This window comes from Blastococcus sp. TF02-09, from assembly GCF_003319105.1.
Lineage (GTDB): Bacteria > Actinomycetota > Actinomycetes > Mycobacteriales > Geodermatophilaceae > Blastococcus.
In genome coordinates, this window is the sequence record NZ_QOHH01000003.1 from 175,269 (window position 1) to 196,836 (window position 21,568).

General features: G+C 71.2%; 16 protein-coding genes. 4 read left to right on the top strand and 12 right to left on the bottom strand.

Annotated features, from left to right (window positions below; translation table 11 throughout):
- Positions 1-20 precede the first annotated feature (20 nt).
- Together DQ239_RS05870 and DQ239_RS05875 are read right to left on the bottom strand one after the other, a co-directional pair.
- Complete coding sequence (locus tag DQ239_RS05870) at positions 21-1,853, bottom strand: ABC transporter ATP-binding protein (RefSeq protein ID WP_113833475.1); 1,833 nt, start codon at positions 1,851-1,853, stop codon at positions 21-23.
- Positions 1,850-3,604: an ABC transporter ATP-binding protein gene (locus tag DQ239_RS05875; protein ID WP_233488804.1), complete on the bottom strand. Its 1,755-nt coding sequence runs from the start codon at positions 3,602-3,604 to the stop codon at positions 1,850-1,852. Before DQ239_RS05875 ends, DQ239_RS05870 begins: the two co-directional genes overlap by 4 nt.
- A gap of 138 nt (positions 3,605-3,742) precedes the next feature.
- Here DQ239_RS05875 and DQ239_RS05880 point away from each other — a divergent pair, with 138 nt between their 5' ends.
- Both DQ239_RS05880 and DQ239_RS05885 read left to right on the top strand, forming a co-directional pair.
- Complete coding sequence (locus tag DQ239_RS05880; RefSeq protein ID WP_113833477.1) at positions 3,743-4,360, top strand: TIGR03085 family metal-binding protein; 618 nt, start codon at positions 3,743-3,745, stop codon at positions 4,358-4,360.
- A 69-nt stretch (positions 4,361-4,429) separates the two neighbouring features.
- Positions 4,430-6,778, top strand: a complete 2,349-nt coding sequence (locus DQ239_RS05885; protein WP_113833478.1) for a hypothetical protein — start codon at positions 4,430-4,432, stop codon at positions 6,776-6,778.
- Positions 6,779-6,807: 29 nt separating this feature from the next.
- Here DQ239_RS05885 and DQ239_RS05890 read toward each other — a convergent pair whose 3' ends face one another.
- From DQ239_RS05890 to priA, 5 genes are read right to left on the bottom strand one after another with little or no spacing between them, the layout of a single operon-like run.
- Positions 6,808-7,257: an SRPBCC family protein gene (locus DQ239_RS05890; protein ID WP_113833479.1), complete on the bottom strand. Its 450-nt coding sequence runs from the start codon at positions 7,255-7,257 to the stop codon at positions 6,808-6,810.
- A gap of 11 nt (positions 7,258-7,268) precedes the next feature.
- Entirely contained in the window at positions 7,269-7,673 is a 405-nt protein-coding gene (locus DQ239_RS05895; RefSeq protein ID WP_233488805.1) for a VOC family protein, read from the bottom strand.
- 8 nt (positions 7,674-7,681) lie between these two features.
- Positions 7,682-8,452, bottom strand: coding sequence for an imidazole glycerol phosphate synthase subunit HisF (hisF, locus tag DQ239_RS05900; protein WP_113833480.1), 771 nt, complete (start codon positions 8,450-8,452; stop codon positions 7,682-7,684).
- Entirely contained in the window at positions 8,449-8,841 is a 393-nt protein-coding gene (locus tag DQ239_RS05905) for a RidA family protein (RefSeq protein ID WP_113833481.1), read from the bottom strand. Before DQ239_RS05905 ends, hisF begins: the two co-directional genes overlap by 4 nt.
- Positions 8,838-9,569 carry a bifunctional 1-(5-phosphoribosyl)-5-((5-phosphoribosylamino)methylideneamino)imidazole-4-carboxamide isomerase/phosphoribosylanthranilate isomerase PriA gene (gene priA / locus DQ239_RS05910; protein WP_113833482.1) on the bottom strand — a complete coding sequence of 244 codons (732 nt, stop codon included), beginning with the start codon at positions 9,567-9,569 and terminating at the stop codon, positions 8,838-8,840. The genes DQ239_RS05905 and priA overlap by 4 nt, the downstream gene beginning before the upstream one ends.
- Before the next feature lie 51 nt (positions 9,570-9,620).
- Here priA and DQ239_RS05915 point away from each other — a divergent pair, with 51 nt between their 5' ends.
- Both DQ239_RS05915 and DQ239_RS05920 read left to right on the top strand, forming a co-directional pair.
- Complete coding sequence (locus tag DQ239_RS05915) at positions 9,621-10,220, top strand: nitroreductase family protein (RefSeq protein ID WP_113833483.1); 600 nt, start codon at positions 9,621-9,623, stop codon at positions 10,218-10,220.
- The gene (locus DQ239_RS05920; RefSeq protein ID WP_158544789.1) at positions 10,211-11,005 is read left to right on the top strand and encodes an N-formylglutamate amidohydrolase; all 795 of its coding nucleotides are present in this window, start codon (positions 10,211-10,213) and stop codon (positions 11,003-11,005) included. Before DQ239_RS05915 ends, DQ239_RS05920 begins: the two co-directional genes overlap by 10 nt.
- A 184-nt stretch (positions 11,006-11,189) precedes the next feature.
- Here the strand turns inward: DQ239_RS05920 and hisH are convergent, their stop codons facing one another.
- From hisH to DQ239_RS05945, 5 genes are all read right to left on the bottom strand, one after another.
- On the bottom strand, positions 11,190-11,828 hold the full coding sequence (gene hisH, locus DQ239_RS05925; protein ID WP_233488806.1) for an imidazole glycerol phosphate synthase subunit HisH: 639 nt from the start codon (positions 11,826-11,828) through the stop codon (positions 11,190-11,192).
- 256 nt (positions 11,829-12,084) lie between these two features.
- Positions 12,085-12,510 (bottom strand): immunity 26/phosphotriesterase HocA family protein, encoded by a 426-nt coding sequence (locus tag DQ239_RS05930; RefSeq protein WP_199582710.1) that lies wholly within the window; start codon positions 12,508-12,510, stop codon positions 12,085-12,087.
- 53 nt (positions 12,511-12,563) lie between these two features.
- Positions 12,564-13,985, bottom strand: coding sequence for a polymorphic toxin-type HINT domain-containing protein (locus DQ239_RS05935; RefSeq protein ID WP_158544790.1), 1,422 nt, complete (start codon positions 13,983-13,985; stop codon positions 12,564-12,566).
- Positions 13,969-20,745 (bottom strand): DNRLRE domain-containing protein, encoded by a 6,777-nt coding sequence (locus DQ239_RS05940; RefSeq protein WP_158544791.1) that lies wholly within the window; start codon positions 20,743-20,745, stop codon positions 13,969-13,971. The genes DQ239_RS05935 and DQ239_RS05940 overlap by 17 nt, the downstream gene beginning before the upstream one ends.
- A gap of 216 nt (positions 20,746-20,961) precedes the next feature.
- Positions 20,962-21,567, bottom strand: coding sequence for a nucleotidyltransferase family protein (locus DQ239_RS05945; protein WP_113833489.1), 606 nt, complete (start codon positions 21,565-21,567; stop codon positions 20,962-20,964).
- Position 21,568: the final 1 nt, after the last annotated feature.

Consider the following 21,568-nt stretch of genomic DNA (forward strand, 5'->3'; position numbering starts at 1 on the left):
CAGCGTAGGGCCCGCCCCGGTCAGGCGACCGGTTCCGGCTCGCCGGCCGAGGACCGGTGCCACGACGCGTGCAGGCGCGCGTACGTGCCCTCGACGCCGACCAGCTGTGCGTGGGTGCCGCGCTGGACGACGTGCCCGGCGTCGACCACGAGGACCTCGTCGGCCCGCTCCGCGGTGGACAGCCGGTGCGCGATGGTCAGCGTCGTCCGCCCGGCCGTGAGGGTGTCCAGGGCCCGCGTCAGGCGCTGCTCGGTGGCCGGGTCGACCGCGCTGGTCGCCTCGTCGAGCACGAGCAGGTCCGGGTCGGCCACGTACGCCCGGGCCACGGCGACCAGCTGCCGCTCCCCCGCCGACAGCGACTCGCCACGCTGCCCCACCGGGCTGGCGACGCCGTCGGGCAGGCCGGTGACCCAGTCGGTGAGCCCGAGGTCGTCGAAGGCGGCGGCGACGTCGGCGTCCGAGATGCCCGGCCGCCCGTAGCGCACGTTGTCCGCGACCGTGGCGTCGAAGAGGAACCCGTCCTGCGGCACCATCACGACCCGCGCGCGCAGCGACTCGAAGGCGACGTCGGGCAGCGCCACCCACCCGGCGTCGTCGGACCCGAGCAGCACCCGCCCCTCGACCGGGTCCATGAGCCGGGTGACCAGCTTGGCGAAGGTGGTCTTGCCCGAGCCGGTCTCGCCCACGATCGCCACGCGGCGGCGGGGCTCGATGGTGAGGTCGACGTCGTCGAGGGCCTTCCGGGCGCCCGGCGCGTAGCGGAAGGTGACGTGGTCGAACCGGACCCCCAGCACGCCCTCGGGCAGGTGCACGGTGCTGTCCGGCGCGGCCGCCGCGGGGTCCCGCACGTCGGGCTCGGTGTCGAGGATGTCCAGCACCCGCCGGAACCCGGCCAGCGCGTTCTGCGCCTCGTTGATGACCTCGCTGGCGGTCTGGACGGGCGCCACGAAGAGGGTGACCAGGAACAGGAAGGCGACGAGGGTGCCGGCGGTGATGTCGCCGGCGAGGCCCAGGTAGACCCCGGCCACCACCAGCGCGGCGTTGGCGAGGGCGGCGGCGGCCTCACCGCTGACGAAGACGCCCACGGCCACCCGCTGCGCGTCGACGGCCGACCGGTAGTGCCGGTCGATCGCGGCGTCGATCCGCTCCGCGGTGCGCTCCCGCACGCCGTAGGCGCGCACGGTCGACGCCCCCACGACGGACTCGGAGACGGCCGCGAGCAGGTCGCCGATCCGCTCGCGGACGACGCCGTAGACGACCGCCAGCTTGCGGGCGAACCAGCGGACCGCGATGCCCAGCGGCACGAAGCAGACCAGGACGACCAGCGTCAGCTGCCACGAGTAGAAGAACATCACCACGGTGGCCACGAGCAGCTGCCCGAAGCTGATCAGGCCGAGGACGCCGCCCCACTGCATGAACTGCGACAGCTGGTCGACGTCGCTGGTCACGCGCGAGACGAGCGAGCCGCGCCGCTCGCCCTGCTGGTGCAGCACGGAGAGGTCGTGCACGTGGCGAAAGGCGCGCACCCGCAGGCCGGCCAGCGCGGTCTCGCTGGTGCGGAACAGCCGCACGTTCATGAGGTAGACCGCGACGGCCGTCAGCGCGACGACCACCGCGCAGCCGACCACCACCCAGGTGACGAAGTCGAGGTCGGGGCCGCCCTCGGCGCCGATCCCGCGGTCGAGCACCTGCTGGACGGCGATCGGGACGACGACCCGTCCGGCGGTCGCGAGCACGGCGAGCAGGACGGTCAGGGGCAGCCCGCGCCGGAACTCGGGCATCATCCGCAGCCCGCGGCGCAGCGTGCGGATCGCCCCCTCCTGCCGGTCCTCGTCGGGCAGCGTCACGGTCATGCCGCCACCCCCTCGGCCTGGGAGTAGGCCCGCACGAGGGCGGCGTACCCGGGCACCTCGGCGAGCAGGTGCTCGTGGCTGCCGCGGGCGACCGCGCGCCCGTGCTCGAACCACACCACCTCGTCGGCCAGGGCGATGGTGGCCTGCCGGTAGGCCACCACGACCACGGTGGCCGGGGCGTCGCTGGCCCGCAGCGCGTCGAGGATCCGGGCCTCGACGGCGGGGTCCACCGCGCTGGTGGCGTCGTCGAGGACGAGCAGCCGGGGCCGGCGGACGACGGCGCGGGCCAGGGCCAGCCGCTGCCGCTGGCCTCCCGACAGCGAGGCGCCGCGCTCGCCGACGTGGGTGTCGAGCCCGTCGGGCAGCGCGTTCACGAAGTCGTCGGCGGCGGCCACCCGCAACGCGCCCCACACGTCCTCGTCGGTGTACGGCGCGCCGAGGGTGATGTTGCCGCGCACCGTGTCGTCGAAGAGGAACGCCTGCTGGGCGACGAACGCGGCGTGGTCGCTCACCTGCCCCTCGCGCAGCCGGCGCAGGTCCAGCCCGTCGAGCAGCACCGTCCCGTCGGCCGGGTCGACCAGCCGGACCAGCAGGCCCGCCAGGGTGGACTTCCCCGACCCGGTCGGCCCGACCACCGCGACCGTCCGGCCGGCGGGCACGTCGAAGGTGACGTCGCGGACCGCCGGGCGCTCGACCCCGGCGAACGTGTAGCCGATCCCCTGCACCCCCAGCGACGCTCCCCCGCTCCCCGCGACGACGTCCTCGGGCCCGTACGGCGTCTCGCCGGTGGCCTGGAGGACCGGCGTGATCCGGTCGTAGCCGGCCAGGGCGCGCGGCAGTTCGCCGAGCACCCAGCCGATGGCCCGGATGGGCAGGGCCAGCAGGGTGAACAGGTAGGCGATGGAGACCAGGTCGCCGACGTCGAGCGCGCCGTCGGCGACCCGGTGCGCCCCGACCAGCAGCACCGCGAGCGTGCCGACGTTCGGCAGCGACTCGATCAGCGGGTCGAACAGCCCGCGGACCCGGCCGACCGCGATCAGCCCGTCGCGCAGCTCGCCGGCGCGGGCGGTGAAGCGCTCGGTCTCCGACTCCTCGCGGCCCAGGGTCTTCACCACCAGCGCCGCGTCGAAGCTTTCGTGCGCGATCTCGCTGACCTCGGCGCGCAGCTGCTGCGCCCGCTGCTGGCGCGGGCTCATCACCTGCGAGTACAGCGCGTTCACGACGAACACCAGCGGGAAGACCACCAGGCCGATGAGGGCCAGCACCGGGTCGGTCGCGACCATCGCGCCGCCGGTGACGAGGATGATGACGACGGCGCCGAGCCCGAACGCCAGCGGCGCGACGAAGAACCAGGTCGCCTCGACGTCGGAGTTGGCGTTGGAGAGCAGCTGGCCGGTGGGGTGCTGCTGGTGCCAGGACAGCGGGAGCCGGAGGTACTGGCCGGTGACCTCGCGGCGCATCTGCGCCTGCAGGCGGTACTGCATGACGCCGGAGAGCAGCCGGCGCCCGACGATGCCGACGATCCGCAGCAGGGCGACGCCGACGATGGCGACGACGGCCAGGGTCAGCGCGCCGGCCGAGGTGCTGCCCTCCTCGAAGGACGGCAGCACGACGCGGTCGGTGACCTCGCCGATCACGTAGGCGCTGACCACCGTCATGACGGCGAACAGCGTGCTGCCCAGGAGGGCGGCCGCGAAGATCTTCGGCTGGAGCGCGATCGCCCGGCCGACGTGCCGGAGTCCTCGCCGCACGACGGCATCTCGACGGCGGCGCGGCACAGGTCTCCTCGGGGTCGAACAGGTGGGGCTCTGCGATGTTACGTGGGTCTCACGAGGCAACCGAACGGTATTCGGATTATTCCGCGGGGCCGGGATGGGTAGCGTCGGGCGGTGACCTCATCCTCCGCCGCCGCGGACTCGCTCGCCGTCTCCGAACGCCGCGCGCTGGCCGACCTGCTCGACGAGCTCGGGCCGGACGCCCCCACCTGCTGCGCGGGGTGGACCACCGCGCACCTGGCGGCCCACCTCGTCGTCCGCGACCGGCGGCCCGACGCCATGCCGGGGTACGTGCTGGAGATGCTCCCCGGTCTCGCCCGCCTGGGCGGCTGGGCGCACCGCGTGGAGGACGCCACCCGCAGCCGGTCCTCCTACCGGGACCTCGTGGACCTGGTCCGCTCGGGCGCGCCGCGGTGGTCACCGCTGACCTGGCCCGGGCTCGACCGGTTCAACGTGCCCGAGTTCGCCATCCACCACGAGGACGTCCGCCGGGCGCAGGCGAGCTGGTCGCCGCGCGAGCTGCCGGCTGCCGCGCAGGACGAGCTGTGGACGCCGGCCACCCTGTACGCCCGGCGCGGTGCCGGACGGCGGGGCGTGGTGCTGCGCCGCACCGACCGGCCCGGCGTGGAGACCCGCATCGGCGCGGGGGGTCGCACGGTCGAGGGCGAGCCGCTGGAGCTGCTGCTGTGGGCGTCGGGCCGACGCGACGTCGCCCGGGTCTCGGTCGGGTAGACCGGGCGGGCCGACCCGCCACATGAGTGAGGAGCGTCACCCCCGGGGGCCGCGGTCGTTGCAGCCTGCATGAGCAGAGCGCCCCTGGCCCTCACGGCGTCCGTCGTCCTCGCGCTGGCCGTGACGGCCTCCGGTGGCGGGGTCGCGGCCGCCACCGGCGGCGACTCCGCACGGCAGGCCGCGGCACGGACGGCGGCGTCGCTGCCCTCCGTCCCCAGCGGCGCGCGCCCGGGCCCGGACGTGCTGTACGCGGCGGCCCCGACGGCGCCGCAGCTGGAGAACCGGGACCCGCGGTTCCGCGCCCGGCCGCTGCTGGTGAGCGGTCAGGAGGCCTACGTCGGGGGCGAGTACCTCTACCAGGACCACCTGTTCGACGACTACGGCGCTGACACAAACGGCCAGGCGGGCTCCTCGCTGTCCGAGCGGGCCGGGGACATCACCTATCCCACCGACGCGGGCCGGTACGGCGGCAACGCGGCCGACCTCGTGGAGTTCCGGATCGCTCCCGAGCGCGACCGGGTGTCCTACCGGTTCACGCTGAACACCCTGCAGCAGTCGGACTCGACGATCCTCACCGTCGCCTTCGACACCGACCGGAACGCCGCGACCGGCACGGCCACCCTCCCCCGCGACCCCGGGGCACCCTTCCCCGGCACCGACGAGGTCCTGACGGTCTGGGGCACCGGCGCCGAGCACGCGTCGATCGCCCCCGGCGGCGCGGTGCGGCGGACCACCGCGGTCGACGTCCGCACCGACCTGGGGGCCAACCAGCTGACCGTCACCGTGCCGCGCGGCGTCAGCAACCCCAGAGGGACCTGGCGCGCCACCCTGGCCACCGGCCTCTACGACCGGGCGACCGGCGGCTGGCTGCGCCCGCAGCCGGTGGCCGACGCCGACACCCCAGGCGGGGCCGGACCAGCCGACCTCGCCCCGAACGGCATCCTCAACCTCGGGTTCCGGCTCGACGAGCCGGTCACCGGGGAGAACACCCCGCCGGACACGGCGCAGGCCCCGGTGCTCACCGGTGACCAGCCGACCCGGTACGCCCGGGACATCGACTTCGCCGCGCTCACCGCGAAGCGCGACCGCACGACCGTGCCGGCCACCGGCACGACGATCCGGATCTTCCCCAGCCGGCTGCAGCTGGGCGAGGGCCGGGACCTCGACGGCGGCTTCCCGCAGTACCGCGGCCAGCTGCAGCCGTACAGCCTCTACGTGCCGTCGGGCTACCGGCCCGGGAAGCCGGCCGGCTTCACCCTCGCCCTGCACTCGCTCGGCCAGCAGCACTGGCAGTACAACGGGTCGACCGGCATCCAGCAGATCGGCGAGGCCCGCGGGAACGTCGTCGCCACCTCGCTGTCCCGCGGACCGGACGGCTGGTACCAGCACGAGGCCGAGTACGACGTCTTCGAGATGTGGAACGACGTCGCGCGGCACGTCACGCTCGATCCGGACCGGACGGCGATCAGCGGCTACTCCATGGGCGGGTACGCCACCTACCGGCTCGGCACGCTCTACCCCGACCTCTTCGGGCGCGCCTTCTCCACCGTCGGCCCGCCCGGGGACGGCATCTGGCTGCCGCCGGCGCCGCCGACCGGGGGCATCGAGACGCTGTCCAACCTGTGGCTGGAGAACGCCCGCAACCTGCCCTACCTGAACGTGGCCGCCGGCGCGGACGAGCTCGTGCCGATCGTCGGCCCCCGTGCGCAGAACCTCGGCGCCCCGGAGGTCGGGGTCCGCGGCTTCGAGCAGCTGGGGTACCGCTTCCGCTTCGTCGTCGTCCCGGGGGCCGAGCACTTCACCCTCGCCCTGCGCGGCTACGACATCCCGATGGCGACGCAGTTCCTCGGCAAGTCCCGGGTGGACCGGAACCCGCACCATGTCTCCTTCGGCTACGTACCGGCCGCGGACGACGCCGCCCTGGGCCTGGTGCACGACCACGCCTACTGGGTGTCCGGCGTGCGGCCCGCGTCCTCAGCGCCGGGCGCCGGCTCCGGAGGCACGGCACCGGCCAAGGCGCTGGTCGACGCGTTCAGCCACGGCTTCGGACGCGGGGACGCGGCGAGCTCTTCCGGGGTCGGCAACGGGTTCGTCGGCGGCAACCTGCCCTATGCCGAGGTGAACCGGACGTGGGGTGCCGAGCCGCGGATCCCCGTGGCCAACCGGCTGGACCTGCGGCTGACCAACGTCGGGAGCACGACGGTCGACCTCGCGCGCGCCCGGCTCGACCCGGCGCGGCAGCTGACCGTCACCACGACCGCCGACCGGGACGGCGCGGTGCGGCTGGCCGGGCACTTCGCCGGCGGTACCCGGGTGCTGATGGACGGCCGCCCGGTGAACGCCACCGTGGACCGCGCCGGGCTGGTGCTCCCGGTCGCGGCCGGCCAGCACACGTACACCGTGCAGCCGCGCCGCTGACGTCGCCGGGTTCCCGCCCCCCGCGCGGGTCAGGGCGCGGGGGCCGCCAGCGCGTCGAGGGTGGAGCGCCACAGCCGCCGGAAGGCGACGGGACCGACGAGCCGCTGCACACCCAGGATCGCCCGGCCCCGGAACCCGCGGGGGCGCCCGTGATCGATCTCGACGTCGACCGCGCTCCCGCCGTCCGGGCCCGGGGCGATCCGGATCTCGCCGCGGCCGGCGTCGCAGTGATCGCTGTCCAGCAGCGTCCACCGGACCGTTCCGGGCGGCTGCCACTCGTAGCGCAGCAGCACCCAGATGCGGGTGCCCGGGCTGCCCTCGCGGACGACCGCCCAGTTCTCGCCCCTCTCCCGCACCTCGTACTTCGCGGGGTCCAGGCTCCTCCGCCATACCTCGAGGCGGCGCTTCCCGACGTCGGTGAAGGCGGCGAAGACCTGCTCGGGTGTGGCTCTCGTCGTGAAGTCGAAGCGGAACCGCACCGCCGGCTCCGTCAGTCCGCGTGCCCGACGACGTTGACCACGACGCCGTGCGGATCGCGCACGAAGAAGCGGCGCACGCCCCACGGCTCGTGGGTGAGCGGGTGCACGATCTCGTAGCCGCGGCGCTGCGCCTCGGCGTACGCGGCATCGACGTCCAGCACCGCCACGCTCATCGCCGACTGCTCGGGAGCGGTCGGGTCGTGGGCGATCAGGGTCACCTGGATGCTCGGGTTCGACGGCGACCGGAAGCTGGTCACCCAGCCCAGGTCGAACTGCTTCTCCAGCCCGAGGAAGTCCTCGTAGAAGTCGTGGCCGCCGGCCGGGTCGTCGACGGTCAGGTTGGTGCTGATCCGGTGCAGGTGCATGGCGGGCGCTCCGACGTCGGGCCGCCCACCCTGCTCGCCGGTCCGGCGCACGTCCAGGCCTAGCGGACCGGGACGCCGGCGCGGGCCAGCTCGGCCTTGACGTCGCCGACCCGCAGCTTGCCGAAGTGGAAGACGCTGGCAGCGAGCACGGCGTCGGCACCGGCCTCGACCGCGGGCGGGAAGTCCTCCACCCGGCCCGCTCCCCCGCTGGCGATCACCGGGACGGTCACCTCGCGGCGCACGGCGCGGATCAGCTCGGTGTCGAACCCGGCCTGGGTGCCGTCGGCGTCCATGGAGTTCAGCAGCACCTCGCCGACGCCCAGCGCTGCCGCCTGCACGACCCACCCGACGGCGTCCCGGCCGGTGCCGCGGCGACCGCCGTGGGTGGTGATCTCGAAGCCCGAGTCGGTGGCCGCACCGTCGCGCACCCGGCGGGCGTCGACCGAGAGCACCAGTACCTGGCTGCCGAACCGCTGGGCGATCTCGGCGATCAGCTCGGGGCGGGCGACGGCGGCGGTGTTCACGCCGACCTTGTCCGCACCGGCCCGCAGCAGCTTGTCGACGTCCTCGACGGTGCGCACGCCGCCGCCGACGGTCAGGGGGATGAACACGCTCTCCGCCGTCCGCCGGACGACGTCGTAGGTGGTCTCCCGCTTGCCGGAGCTCGCGCTGATGTCGAGGAAGGTCAGCTCGTCGGCGCCCTCGGCGTCGTAGACCCGGGCCATCTCCACCGGGTCGCCGGCGTCGCGCAGGTCGACGAAGTTGACGCCCTTCACCACCCGCCCCTGGTCGACGTCCAGGCACGGGATGACGCGTACGGACAAGCTCATGCCGGCACCCCCCGGACGGCGTCGGCCTCGATCTCCACCAGCATCACCGGATCGATGAGCGCGGCCACCTGCACCATCGTCGTCGCCGGCCGGATGTCGCCGAAGACCTCGCCGTGCGCCCGGCCGATCTCCTCCCAGCGCGCGATGTCGGTGACGAACATCCGGGTGCGGACGACGTCGCCCAGCGTGAACCCGGCGCGCTCGAGGGATTCCGCGATGGTCGCGAGGCACTGGCGGGTCTGCGCGGCGGCGTCCCCGGGGTGCACGACGACCCCGTCGACGACGGCCGTCGTGCCGCTCACCCAGGCGGCCTCCCCGCGGACGACGACCCGGCTGTAGCCGACGACCGCCTCCCAGGGCGCTCCGGAGCCCAGCCGGATGACGCTCATGCGAGCTCCTCGGTGATCCTCAACGCCTCCGGCAGCGTGAAGGCGCCGGCGTAGAGGGCCTTGCCGACGATCGCGCCCTCGACGCCGACGGCGGTCAGGCCGGCGAGCGCGCGGATGTCGTCGAGCGAGCTGACGCCGCCGGAGGCGATGACCGGCCGCGGCGTGGCGGCACACACCTCGCGTAGCAGCTCCAGGTTCGGGCCCTTCAGCGTGCCGTCCTTGGTGATGTCGGTGACGACGTAGCGGGCGCACCCCTCGGCGTCCAGGCGGGCGAGGGTCTCGTAGAGCTCGCCGCCCTCCTGCGTCCAGCCGCGGGCGGCCAGCCGGGTGCCGCGCACGTCCAGGCCGACGGCGATGCGGTCACCGTGCTCGGCGATGGCGCGGGCGCACCACTCGGGCGACTCCAGCGCCGCGGTGCCCAGGTTGACCCGCCGGCAGCCGGTGGCCAGCGCGGCGGCCAGCGACTCGTCGTCCCGGATGCCGCCGGAGAGCTCGACGTCGACGTCCAGCTCGCCGACGACGCGGGCCAGCAGCTCGCGGTTGGAGCCACGGCCGAAGGCGGCGTCGAGGTCGACCAGGTGCACCCACTCGGCGCCGTCGGTCTGCCACTGGAGGGCGGCGTCGAGGGGGTCGCCGTAGGAGGTCTCGCTGCCGGCCTCCCCCTGCACGAGGCGGACGGCCTGTCCGTCGGCGACGTCGACGGCGGGGAGGAGCTGCAGCTTCGGCACGGTGACCAGCCTAGGAGCGGCGGCGCCGGTGCACTGCGGCAGGCTGTCGCCGTGGAGTTCGCAGAGGTGGTCCGGCGCCGTCGCATGGTGCGCAACTACGACCCCGACCGCCCGGTGCCCGCCGAGGTGCGGGAACGGCTGCTGGCGCACGCCATCCGGGCGCCGTCGGCCGGGTTCAGCCAGGGCTGGGCGTTCCTGGTGCTGGAGACCCAGGAGGAGCGGGACCGCTTCTGGACGGCGACCACCGACGCCGGTGCGCCCGACGGCTGGCTGACGCGGATGCGCCGGGCGCCGCTGCTGGTCGTGCTGTTCTCCAACAAGCAGGCCTATCTGGACCGCTACGCCGAGCCGGACAAGGGGTGGGCCGACCGCGACGAGGCGCGGTGGCCGGTGCCGTACTGGGACGTCGACGCGGGGATGGCGTCGCTGCTGATGCTGCTGACCGCCGTCGACGAGGGCCTGGGCGCCTGCTTCTTCGGCGTGCCGGGCGACAAGGTGGATGCGCTGCGGGCCGCGTTCGGCGTGCCGCCGGAGTACCGGCCGGTGGGCTGCCTGGCGTTCGGCTACGCCGGGGACGGCGACCGCCGCTCCCCCTCGCTGAGCCGGGGCCGGCGGGGCGTCGACGAGGTCGTGCACCGCGGGTGCTGGTGAGCGGAGACCCGGGCTGCGGCGCGGTCGCGACCGTCCACCTCGACGCGCCTCCGGCCCTGGTGCTGTCCGTGCCGCACGGCGGAACACTCGTGCCAACCCGGTGCGCGGAGGGTCTGCGCGTCCCCCCGGAGCAGCTGTGGTCGGACTGGCGGACCGCCGAGCTGCTCGACCTGAGCGCCGATCTCGTCGTCCCCGCGGTCGTGGCCAGGCTGAGCCGCTTCGTCGCTGATCCGAACCGAGCGCCGGTCGAGCCCCTCCACGGTGACTTCTGGTCCACAGCGGTTCCGGCGCGCGACCCCGTCGGGGCGCCGCTGTACGACCGACCGCTCACCGCCGAGGAGCTGCAGTACCGCCTCGAGCTGGCACACGTTCCTTTCCACCGGGCGCTCGACCGTGCGCTGGCCGCAGCATTGCACCGGCACCCGCGGGTGCTGCTGCTGGATATGCACAGCTTCGGCCTGCCGCTGGGCGTGGATGTCGTCCTCGGCGACGGCGGAGGCTCGACGGCCGGCCGAGGGGCAAGCGAACAGGTCGAGCGGGCGTTCCGCCAGCAAGGGTTCACGGTTGCCTGGAACCTTCGCTTCACCGGGGGCCACATCGTCCGGCGATGGGCGAACGACCATCGGGTCGACGCGCTCCAGGTGGAAGTGAATCAGCGGCTCCACCTGAACAGCTCGGACGTCGAGGCCGCCCGCCCGAACCCGCGGCCGGATGCAGCAGGCTGGCTGACGACGCGGCGGGCTCTCGCCGGAGTGATCGGTTCGCTCGTCCGCTCGGTGTGCTGACCCGTGAGGACTGGCGACTAAGGTCGCGGGGTCACCGACGGGCCCTGACGCCGGCATGACCGGATGGCCGCGCAGCTCTGGGGCACGCGAAGACGGCGCCGACTACACCCCTCACGACCGGCCCGGAATGGTGGAACTGGTCTGGACCCGCCTTGCTGGCTCTGCAGCTCCTCGACTGGCTTGATCAGTCCAGCGTGTTCAGCCAGTTGGTAAGCAGTTGGGCGCCGGCGTCGCCGCTCTTCTCGGGGTGGAACTGCGTCGCGGACAGCGCCGTGTTCTCCACCCCGGCCACGAAGCGGTCGCCGTGCTCGGCCCAGGTGACCTTGGGCTTGGGCAGCGGGGACGGACCGGTGTCCTGACCGAGCGCGAAGTCGCGGACGCCGTAGGAGTGCACGAAGTAGAAGCGCTCGTTCTCGAGGCCGTCGAAGAGCACGCTGCCGGGGGCGACGTCGACCTGGTTCCAGCCCATGTGCGGCAGAACGGGGGCCTGTAGCTGCTCGACGACTCCGGGCCACTCGCCGCAGCCCTCCGCGTCGTGGCCGTGCTCGACGCCGCGGTCGAACAGGATCTGCATGCCGACGCAGATGCCGAGCACGGGGCGGCCACCCGCGAGGCGACGGCCGATGATGCGCGGGCCGTCGACCGCCTTGAGGCCCTCCATGCACGCGGCGAAGGCGCCAACCCCGGGGACGACGAGACCGTCGGCGTCCAGAGCGGTCTGCGCATCGGAGGTCACCGTGACATCGGCGCCCACGCGGGCCAGCGCGCGCTCGGCCGAGCGCAGATTGCCCGACCCGTAGTCGAGGACCGCCACCTTCTTCACCCCTGCCACGCTACCGACCAGCGCAGCGACCCTCCTCGTAATTCCCGCGCCCACGTGTGCCCGGTAGGTCTGCCTGGAACTGCACACAACCTTCGAAGTGCTAAACCGCACGCCCTGATGTCGAGCCTGACGGATCCGCACGTCCCTTGAGCCCTGGTTTGAGGGAGCCATCCGATGTAACGACCTACCGGTAACCCCTACCGCGCCGGCGGATTAAGCATCAGTGGTCTTCCAAGCTTGCACTGTCGCGAGAGCCTCAATCCTCAGGGACAAGCGGGATGCCCAACGCTTCGCTGACCCGATCATCAATGCCGCGATAGCTCGCCAGGACCCACTCGCCGCACGGTTCGATGGGCGCGGGCAGCAAGTTCCCGGAGACGTCGCGGTACTCCCCGTTGGCCAGACGGAAGCAGGGGCTCGGGAGCAAATCTTCTGGCTCCAGAGGCCGGCTATTCACCGTCTCGAAATAGCCCTTTTTCCAAGCCAGTTGATTAGTGAACACAGGAGGAATCAAAAGTCGATCCGGCTTTAACGTTCGCATGTCCGGCTGCTTCGCCTCTGAGCGCGCCCGGTAAACGTAAATAAGATTGGCTCCAGGCATGGGGGCCCGGGAAAGATCCAAATTGATCTCAACCACACGACCAAAGAGGTACAGGCCGTCGGGCGGCTGCATTGCGAACACGTCGCCTACCTGAGGCTTTTTGCGTGACGCCCTAAGTGTCCTTAGGTTAACACTCAACGCCCATTCCTCCTGAGCCATGACATTCCCCACGCCAGTGCCTCGGTGTAGTGGCGACGCCTAGAGGAGATGCTATTAATTTTGTTCAAGTACTGTGGGTTCGATCTAATCAAGGCTTGCTCGATTGCCCGTGCTTGGCGACGAGTGACCGGCTCTGTGGTGACTGCCGCGATATCGAACCGGTCCCCGTGCTGCGCCTGTCGCCTCTCAAGGTTCCTGGTGATTCCTGCATATACATCCTTGCCGTTACGGAATCCCTGGTATACGTGAGTGTCTGCCTTGCGACTCCCCCCATTTATCCAGCACTTGTTGTGCACGAGGATTCTCCGGTCACCCACGTGGTAGGTGTGGAGTCCCTCGACGGAGAGATTGTAAGCGCGAGCACTCCGAGCCGTGTCCATCTTCAGCCCGCTGACGGTTAGCAGCCCACCGTCCGCTCCTAGAACGTGCTCGCCCTCGTCGAGCTGGTCGGCCCGCTGGTACTGCCCGTCGGATGCATTCCAGAAGGGGTGATCCTCCGTTGTTGTGATGGTCTCGCCATCGACAACCAGGTCGATGACTGTGTCCTCGTGGACCCAGACATGGTCGACCTCCTTGGCCGCCTGCTCTCCGGTCTCGGGATCAGACGCGATGACCCGGTCACCGACTCGCACGTCCTCGATAGGCTTGCGGCTGCCGTCCTCCATCAACACCGTGGTATCGCCAGTGAATGAACACGCCCTCGACTTCGACAGAGTGCTCCGCACCCGGCCGTAAGACCGCTTGACCGACGAGCTGGCCTTCTTCTTGACCTTGTGGACAGCCTTCTTCACCCGGTTGGACGCGCTTCGGTACTTTTTCGCTGCCCGGGACACCTTCACGGCTCGGTAGGCTTTCTTGGAGCTGCGTACGACCTTCGACGCGCTGTAGGCTTTCTTCGCCAGCTGCGCGACCCGAACGACCTTGGCCGCGCCGGCGACGACGTTGACACCTGGGACGAACATCGCCGCTGTCGTGGCGATGTCGTACTTGTACTTCCAGGCGTAGTGCCCGACCTTCTTCGCGGCGCTATATGCGGTGCGCCCGACGCTGCGAGCAACCTTGGTGACCTTCGTGACGGCTTTCTTGAACTTGCGCCCCGCCTTCTTAATGAAGCTCGGCCACAAGCCTGTCGGGTCCGCCAGCACCAGCGGGTTGTCGCCGGCGTAGACGTAGCTCGACGCGTCGGGCTCGAACTCCGCAGGGTCACGAGAGATGAACCGGCTCAGCCGCGGGTCGTACGAACGCACCCCCATCTGGGCGAGCCCGGTCTCGGTGTCGGTGAGAACCCCGTAGGAACCGACGAATGTGAAGGGGTTCATCGCCCGCAGACCGGCCTGCAGGGGCGAGTCCTCGCCCTGGTCGACCAGGTTGCCCCATGCGTCATACCGGTAGGACACGGGCCGGCTCGTGGGTGGCGGTGTCGGTGAGCTCGAGCGTCGACCCGCGCACGTCTGTACGGAAGGCATAGACGGCCTCCGCCATCTGCAAGCTCAGCGGCGCACCGGCGGGGTCGTAGCCGAACTTCGCCACCATCCCGTCGCGGTCGACCGTCGCCAGCCGCCCGGCGTCCCACGAGTACCTGGTCGTCGATACCGAGCCGTCGGGGCTGTGCACCGTCTTGGTCTGCCGTTTGCCGGTGCCGTCGTAGACGAACTCCACCCGGACGCCGTCCGGCCGAGACATCGCTGCCAGACGGCCGTCGGCCGTCCAGGAGTACGTCGTGAGACCGTCCGGGCTGATCAAGCGGATCAAGTTGCCCGCCTTGTCGTACACGAAGGCGGTGTGCTCGACCTCCGCGCCCGAGCCGACCGTCCGCCGCACCAGCTGACCGGCCTGGTTGAACGACTGGCGCACCGGCCGCCCCGACCCGTCGATCGCGAGCATGTTGCCCTGCGGATCGTAGGTGAAGGTGCGCATTCGGTCGTCGCCGTCGGCGCCCCGGCGGACTTCTTCGACCAGCCGCAGGTCCTCGTCGTACCGGTAGCCCGCCAGAGTGTGACCGGCCAAGGCGTCGCTGACGGAGGTGAGGTTGCCGTCGGCGTCGTAGCCCAGTTCCCAGTCCAGCGACGGCGCGGCGTCGATTTGCGGCCGCAGCCGGACCGCGGTGACCTGCCCTTCGGCGTCGAACCTGCGTTGGTCGTGCTCACCCGTCGCGTGGTACAAGTCGGTCGGGTTGAGCTTGTCGGAGGAGGCGATGGTGGTCGGCTTGCTGGCGCCGCTCACCATCTGGGACGCCAGGTCCCCGGCCTCGTCGTAGGTGAAGGTGGTCGTGTCACCGTCCCGGTCGACGGCGACCTCGTTGCCGGCTGCGTCGTAGGTGAAGGAGCTCACGACGTTCGCTTGGTCGACCGCAGTGACAACTTGCCCCTCGGCGTCGTAGCCGAAGGTCTGCGTGCCCGTCGGGTCCTGGACGGCGGTGACCTGACCCCCGACGTCGTCGGCGAGGAGGCTCTGGCTGCCGTCCGGCAGCGTATAGCCAGCCGTGTCACCGTCGCCCTCGTACTGCATGGTGAGCGTGCCGTCGACGTCGGTGAACGCGCTGATGGCGCCCGACGCGTCGTACTGCACGGTCTCTGTGCGCAGCACGGGCACACTGTGGTCCAGCTGGTAGGCGGACGCACCAGTCACCGAGCGCACCTCGAGGGTCCACGTACCTGCAGACGGCACATCGTGGACCAGAACCGCCGGGCGTGCCGGGCCCGTCGCCTCGGAGACCACAGCACCCGAGGGGTCTTTGAGGACCAGGTCGAGGTCGGCCGAGCTGTCCTCCCAGTCGACCACCGCGCTCACCACTCCGCCCACGGTGATCGGCAGCTGATGCACCACCGACTTGCCCGTGCCCGTCACGACACCGCTGACGCTGCCCGGCTCGGTTCCTGGCAGCGTCCGACGCACGGGCCTGCCCAGCGCGTCGTAATCGATGCGGGTCGTGTTCCCGCTCGGGTCGGTGGTTGCTATCTCGTTGCCCGCCGCGTCGTACACGTGCTCGACAGTCCGGCCTTCGGGTGTCGTCTCTGCCACCAGCTGACCGGCGTCGTCGTAGGTGTAGCTGGTCGTGAAGCTGTCCCCTGCGGCATCGGCCTCGTTGCTGGACGCGCTGGTCACCGCGGCGACCGACCCGTCGAGGTTGTAGGAAACCTCGGTGGTGCCGCCGTTGGCATCGGTCTGGCCGATCAACTGTCCGGCCGCGTCGTAGTCGAAGGATTCTTTACCCGCCGCGTCCTCGAGCACGGTCACCTGACCCTCCGAGTCGTACGCGGCGGTCAGCGTCGAGCCATCAGGACTGGTCTCTGAGCGGAGCTGACCGTCGGCGTCGTACTCGAAGGTCGTGGTCTTGCCGAGCTCGTCGACCACCGCGACTGCGTTGCCGTCGAGGTCGTACCGGGTCTGCTCGACGCCGCCAAGCGGCTCGCCGACAGACTCCAGGTTGCCCAGCTCGTCGTACTCGTACGTGGTCGTGTGCGCCGCCGCGGTGACTCCGTCGACGTTCCCCTGCGGGCTGGTCTCGGCGATCACATTGCCTGCGCCGTCATAGGCGTACGTGGTCGTGGGCCGCGCCCCTCCGGGTGTCTCCGGCGGGGCCTGGACGGTGACGACATTGCCTTCGGCGTCGTGGTCGTAGTCGGTCGACCGGCCCATCGGGTCGGTCTCCTGCACGAGGTTGCCTGCCTCGTCGTACGCGAAGGTCGTCGTGGCGCCGAACGGGTCTTCCTCGGACACCAGGTTGCCGTCAGCGTCGTAGGTGTAGTGGACCGTCTGCCCCAGTTCGTCGGTCTCCGAGGTGACCTGCCCGGCGGCATCGTAGGTCGCCGTCTCGGTGTGGCCGAGATCGTCGACCGTCTTCACGACATTGCCTTCGGCGTCGAATGTGTAGGTGAGGCACGGCGTCCCCTGCTCGCACAAGCGCGAGACGTTGCCGTCCGCGTCGTACTCGTAGGTAGTAACCTGCCCGGCTTCGTCGACGTCTCGGATGATGTTGCCGTCAGCGTTGTAGGTGGCCGTGGTGGGCGCCGTCGCGGGACCGTCCTCCCGCGTGACGTTGTGGTCCTCGTCGTAGGAGTAGGTCGTGACGTCGCCGGTGTCGTCTCGGTACTCCGTCATAGCGCCAGCGGGGTCAAGGACGAACGTCTCACCGGGCCCAACGGGGCTGACTGCATGATCCTGCGGGGTGCGCACGACCACCGTCGTGGCTGGGTCCCCTGTGTAACCGAAGGACGTGGGGGCGTCTTTCTGCGCCGCGATGGCCTTGGCGTCGTACACCTTCTCCACCCGACCGGCCCGGTCGTAGACGATGCGCGAGACGCCGTTGGCCGCATCAGTGACGCCGATCAGCCGGTCGGTGTCGTCGTCGTAGACGTACTGGCGCGCGACGCCGGGGCGGGGGCCGGCCACCGTGGCCAAGCGGCCGCTCAGGTCGTAGGCGTAGGTCCAGGTCCGGTCACCGGGTGCCGTGACGGCCGTCAGCTTGCCGCCGGAGTAGGCCAGGGAAAGCTTGGCCTCCGCGGCGGTGCACGTCTCGGCGCCGACGCAGACCGCGGTCACCTGGCTCTGCTCGTTCCGGGCGACGGTGAGGACATTGCCAGCCTCGTCCGTCACGGACAACCGGCGGCCCGCAGCGTCGTAGCGGCTCACATTGTCCGCTTCGTCGTGGACGAGCCAACCCCCGCCATCGACGGCCTCGAGGGTGTCCGTGACGCCGTCCGGCGACACATAGCCGCCGTCCGCGGCGCGCACGAACACGTGCTCTCGGCCTGCGGCGTCGAGGTGTGTGACGTCACCGTTGCGGTCCTCGATCAGCGTGTCGTCGTACGTACCGCGCCAGCCAAGGCCCAGCGACGAGCGCGTGGTGGAAGAGCTGCTGTAGACCCGTTCGAAGACGGCGTCAAAGCCGGTGCCCGGCTGTTCGGCGTCACGGGCGGCGACGACGAGGGTGCCGGTGCCGAGCGCGACCTGCGCGTCGGTCGCTCCGTCCACGGCCAAGCCGTCGATGCCGACGGTCTCCTCCCAGTCCTCGGGCGAGGCCTCGGCGTTGTCGACGACGATGCCGAGCTCCGCTGCGTCCGTGCGGACATGTCCGACTGCGTCGGTGTAGGTGACGAGCACGGTGAGGGGCCCGTCCTCGGCGTTGCGCGTGTCGAGGTTGACCGACCAGCCATCGGCGCCGAGCGTGTCGGCCGCGACCGGCGTCCGCACCCCCTGCCGCAAGGTGGAGACATCCACACGGGCCACGCCGCTGCCGGCGTCCTCCGGCTCGGCGCTGACTCTCACGACACCGGAGGTCTCGGCCCACTCGACCGGAGCGGAGATGGCGCCGGTCGGCGCATCCCGATCCACGCGAAGGCCGTACGTGCTGGTGACGCTGCAGCCACCGTCGGTGAAGCAGGTGCGGACGTGCAGATAGTGCGCGCCGTCGCCGGGCAGGCTGCCGCTCCATGCCGCCTCGGTTTGTGTCGGCTCCTCCGCCGGCGCACCTTCAGCCATGCCGTCCAACGAGACCGCATAGCCAACGACGTCCTTGCCCTGCGCCGGCGCCCAGGTCGCCGTGGCCTGGTTGATCTCCGTCCAGACGGCCTGGTCCGGGTGGCTGGTCGAGGTGATCGCGGGCCCAGCCCGAAGGCTCGTGTCGACGTGAATCTTGCGGTGCGTCGCCGGGCCCCAGTTGCCGGCCCGGTCGAGCGCACGGACATGCAGCCAGTGGACGCCGTCGACCGTCGTGCCCGTGAACGTCGTCGCCGTCTGGGTGACCGTCGGGCCCGGAACGCTGTCAGCCGTTTCGTTGAGGAGCACGGCGTAGCCGACCACGGGGCTGGTAGAGGACGGTGCGGTCCAAGAGGCCCGCACCTCGGTTCCGGGGTAGGCGCTGGCGGGGTCCGGGTGAGTACTGCTGGACATGACCGGCGCGGCCGGTGCCTGGCCGTCGACGTTGAATGCGCGGTGGACGGTCGGACCGACGTTGCCCGCCCGGTCGACCGCCTTGACGTGCAGGAACCAGGCGCCGTTGCCCTTCGTGGCCCGGACCGTGCTCGATGTCTGACCGTCACCCGTGGGCGCGGTGGTCGGCTTGTCGTCGACGACCACGACGTAGCGCGCGACCCCGCTGGTGTCGGCGTTTGGGGTCAGGGTGGCGTTGAGGTCGGCCCCGTACCACTGCGCCGGGTCGGGGTGGCTGCTGGAGGCGACAGTCAGGGTCGGCGGTGCGGTGTCGACCTGGAAGCGGTAGTGCGCGGTCGCCCCCCAGTTGCCGGCCTTGTCGACAGCTCGCACATGCAAGAAGGTGACGCCGTCCGCGGCCGTGCCGTTCCAGGATGCCGTCGTTTGCAGAGGTGTCGTCGTGGCGGGGACCGTCGTGGAGCTGCGATCGCGCACCACGGCGTAGCCCTGGATGCCGCTGGCGTCGCCTGGTGCAGCCCACGCCGCAGCTAGCCCGGTACTCCTCGACCAGGCGCTCTGGTTGGGATGTGACGTCGACGTGACAGTGGGTGCGGCAGGTGCGCTGCGGTCCTGTTTGAAGCCGAACCACGACGACCACGGCGAGAAATCCGTCCCGTCCCAGGCGCGCACGCGGTACTCGTAAGCCGCGTTCTCCGCGACGGCCACCGACGGCCTCCACGCCACCTTCGTGTTCTGGGTGGCCGTGGCCGGGGAGCCGTACGCCACGCGAGTCGTCCGGCCCGACCAGATCTCGAAGTCGTAGCGCAGGCCGTTGCCATCCCGGTCGGACGACTGCGCGGTCAGGGTTGGGATCAGGTTGGTGGGGTTGACCGCCGCGGGGGTGCCGCAGATGTACCTGCAGGGTGTGGCCGAGAGGGCGCCCGGAGCCGTGGCGATGGTGTTGTAGGTGATCGCAAGCTTGGGGGTCAGCGCGGCCGAGCTGCATGGTGCCATATCTGCGGCGGCGCTCGGGTTGCCGGAACAGAACTTCTTCCAGCCCGAAGCACTGGTCTCGCTGGCTCGGATGATCATCCCGTGATTGGCCAGCCCGCCACGGGTCCAGCCGTCCACCATCTTTTGGACATTGACGGTTCCCCAGCCGTCGGCGCAGTTGCTGTGACCAAAGGAGAAGCTGCCGCTGCCCGCCCAGGTCCCCGACGTCGTGTGCGCAGGTTGGGTGGCCCAGTTGGTCGTGGTTCCGAAGCCTGCGGTGAGCGGGTGAGCGTTGACCCCAGCGGCGTTGCAGGAGTACGACCAGACGTTGTACAGGCGCAACGTCGCCGCCGTGATGTGCCGGCCGGAATAGGCGGCGACGTCGAAGCGCAGCATCGAGCGCGCCACTGTCGCACCGTCGTACGTGCCGACGCGGAGCTGGGCGTTCGAGTACTGCGAGCTCGAGAAGCCCTCCTGCACCCAGGTGTCCGCGGTGCCGCCTAGAGTGACGCCGGGATCGACCGTGACCGGGTATTTCGTAGAGCTGTCGCGGAGCCATCCGGTGTCCGGCTTGAGAACAAGCTCCGCGCCGCCGGGCACCTGCCGCACCTCTGTAGCCACGTCGGCGCTGCGGCGAGGCTCGCCCGACGCGGGGTCGACCGAAGCGTCCCACATGCGGGGAGCCGGCACGCGGGCGACCACCCGGTCGCGGCGGTCGACGAGGACGAGCATCCCTGCCTCGTCCTTCCGCAACTCGACGCCACTGAGGCGGTAGGTGAAGCGGTACTCGGGGTCAGCTGGGATCTCACGGAGCCGTAGGTACTTCTCGTAGCCACTCGCGGTTGCGGCGAGCTCGAGGTCGGTGCCGGGGGCCACGCCGCGATAGGTGGCAACACCGCCCGAGACTGTCGCAGCAGGCAGTTTGCTTGGCCAGGCAACCGTGACACGTCGCTGGCCGATGCGCAGCTGCACGAGGTCGCGGTCACGGCCGCCGCTGCTGAAAGAGACATCTGCGGGGCTGACCGCCGGCGCCAGCCGGTTCCCTTGACGGCCGAGCGTGAGGTCGATGTCCTGCCAGACCCCTCCCCTATGCACCCGGACGGGACTGCTCGATATCTCGTCCGTCGTTGTGCCGTCCGGGTTTGCGAAGGTGGTGGACCGATCGGTGCGCCGTTCGAGAATCTCGACCGGCTTGCCGCCGGCCTTGGCCTTCTCCTGCGCCCGCACCGCCTCCGGGCGCTCGTCGATCGGCTTTGGCGCGGCTGCCGCCGGCGGAGCGATCGCGACGTCCACTCCGCCCACGAGGACGCTGACGCTGACGAAGGCGGCGAAGAGCAAGCGAGCGCGACGCATGACTGGCTTCCCGTCGTTCGGAGGCAAGGGCCCGAGGAGAGCCGTCGAAGTATGGGGAGCTAGCAGCCGCTAAAGGTGACCTGATGCACAACGTAGCCAGGCTGTTACATGATGTTCGACTCACCGGTCACAGGCGACACAGTGGCCCTCGCTGCCTCACGTGCCACGCGGTGCTGGGATACCGGCGTCGTCCCAGGACAGGACGGTGAGTTCCGGCCACTCGGCGAGCCAGCGCGCCGCCTTGGACTCGTAGACGTCCCGCGGCGCCAGCCGGCGGTTGGGCCGCACCACCAGGGCGAACAGGTCGTCGTAGCCGTGCGGTGCGTACACCCGCGGTGAGCCGTCGGCGTCGACGGTGACCCCGACGCAGCAGCACACCGCAGCGAAGTGGTCGATGGCGTCGGCGCAGTCGCGGAACGCCGGCGCCGGCACCCCGAAGTGGTCGGCGTACCAGAGGTGCACCCGCGCCTCGTTGCGGATCTCGACCGGCACCGGCAGGTCGGCGAACAGCTCCGCGCCGGCCCGGATGACCGCGTCCTCCGCCTCCCACGAGGTGTCCTCGTCGAAGTAGAAGAAGTCGGCGTCGCGGATCCCGGTGCCGGCCGGCCGCCCGGTCAGGTCGTTCCACACCGTCTGGAACAGCACGCCGGCGGTGAGCCACCAGTCCCCCACGCCGAGCGCAGGCGCGCGGTCGAGCACCGCCGCCACCGTCGGGTCGCCCAGCACGGTGCGCAGAAAACGCTCCTCGCCTGACGAGCTCACG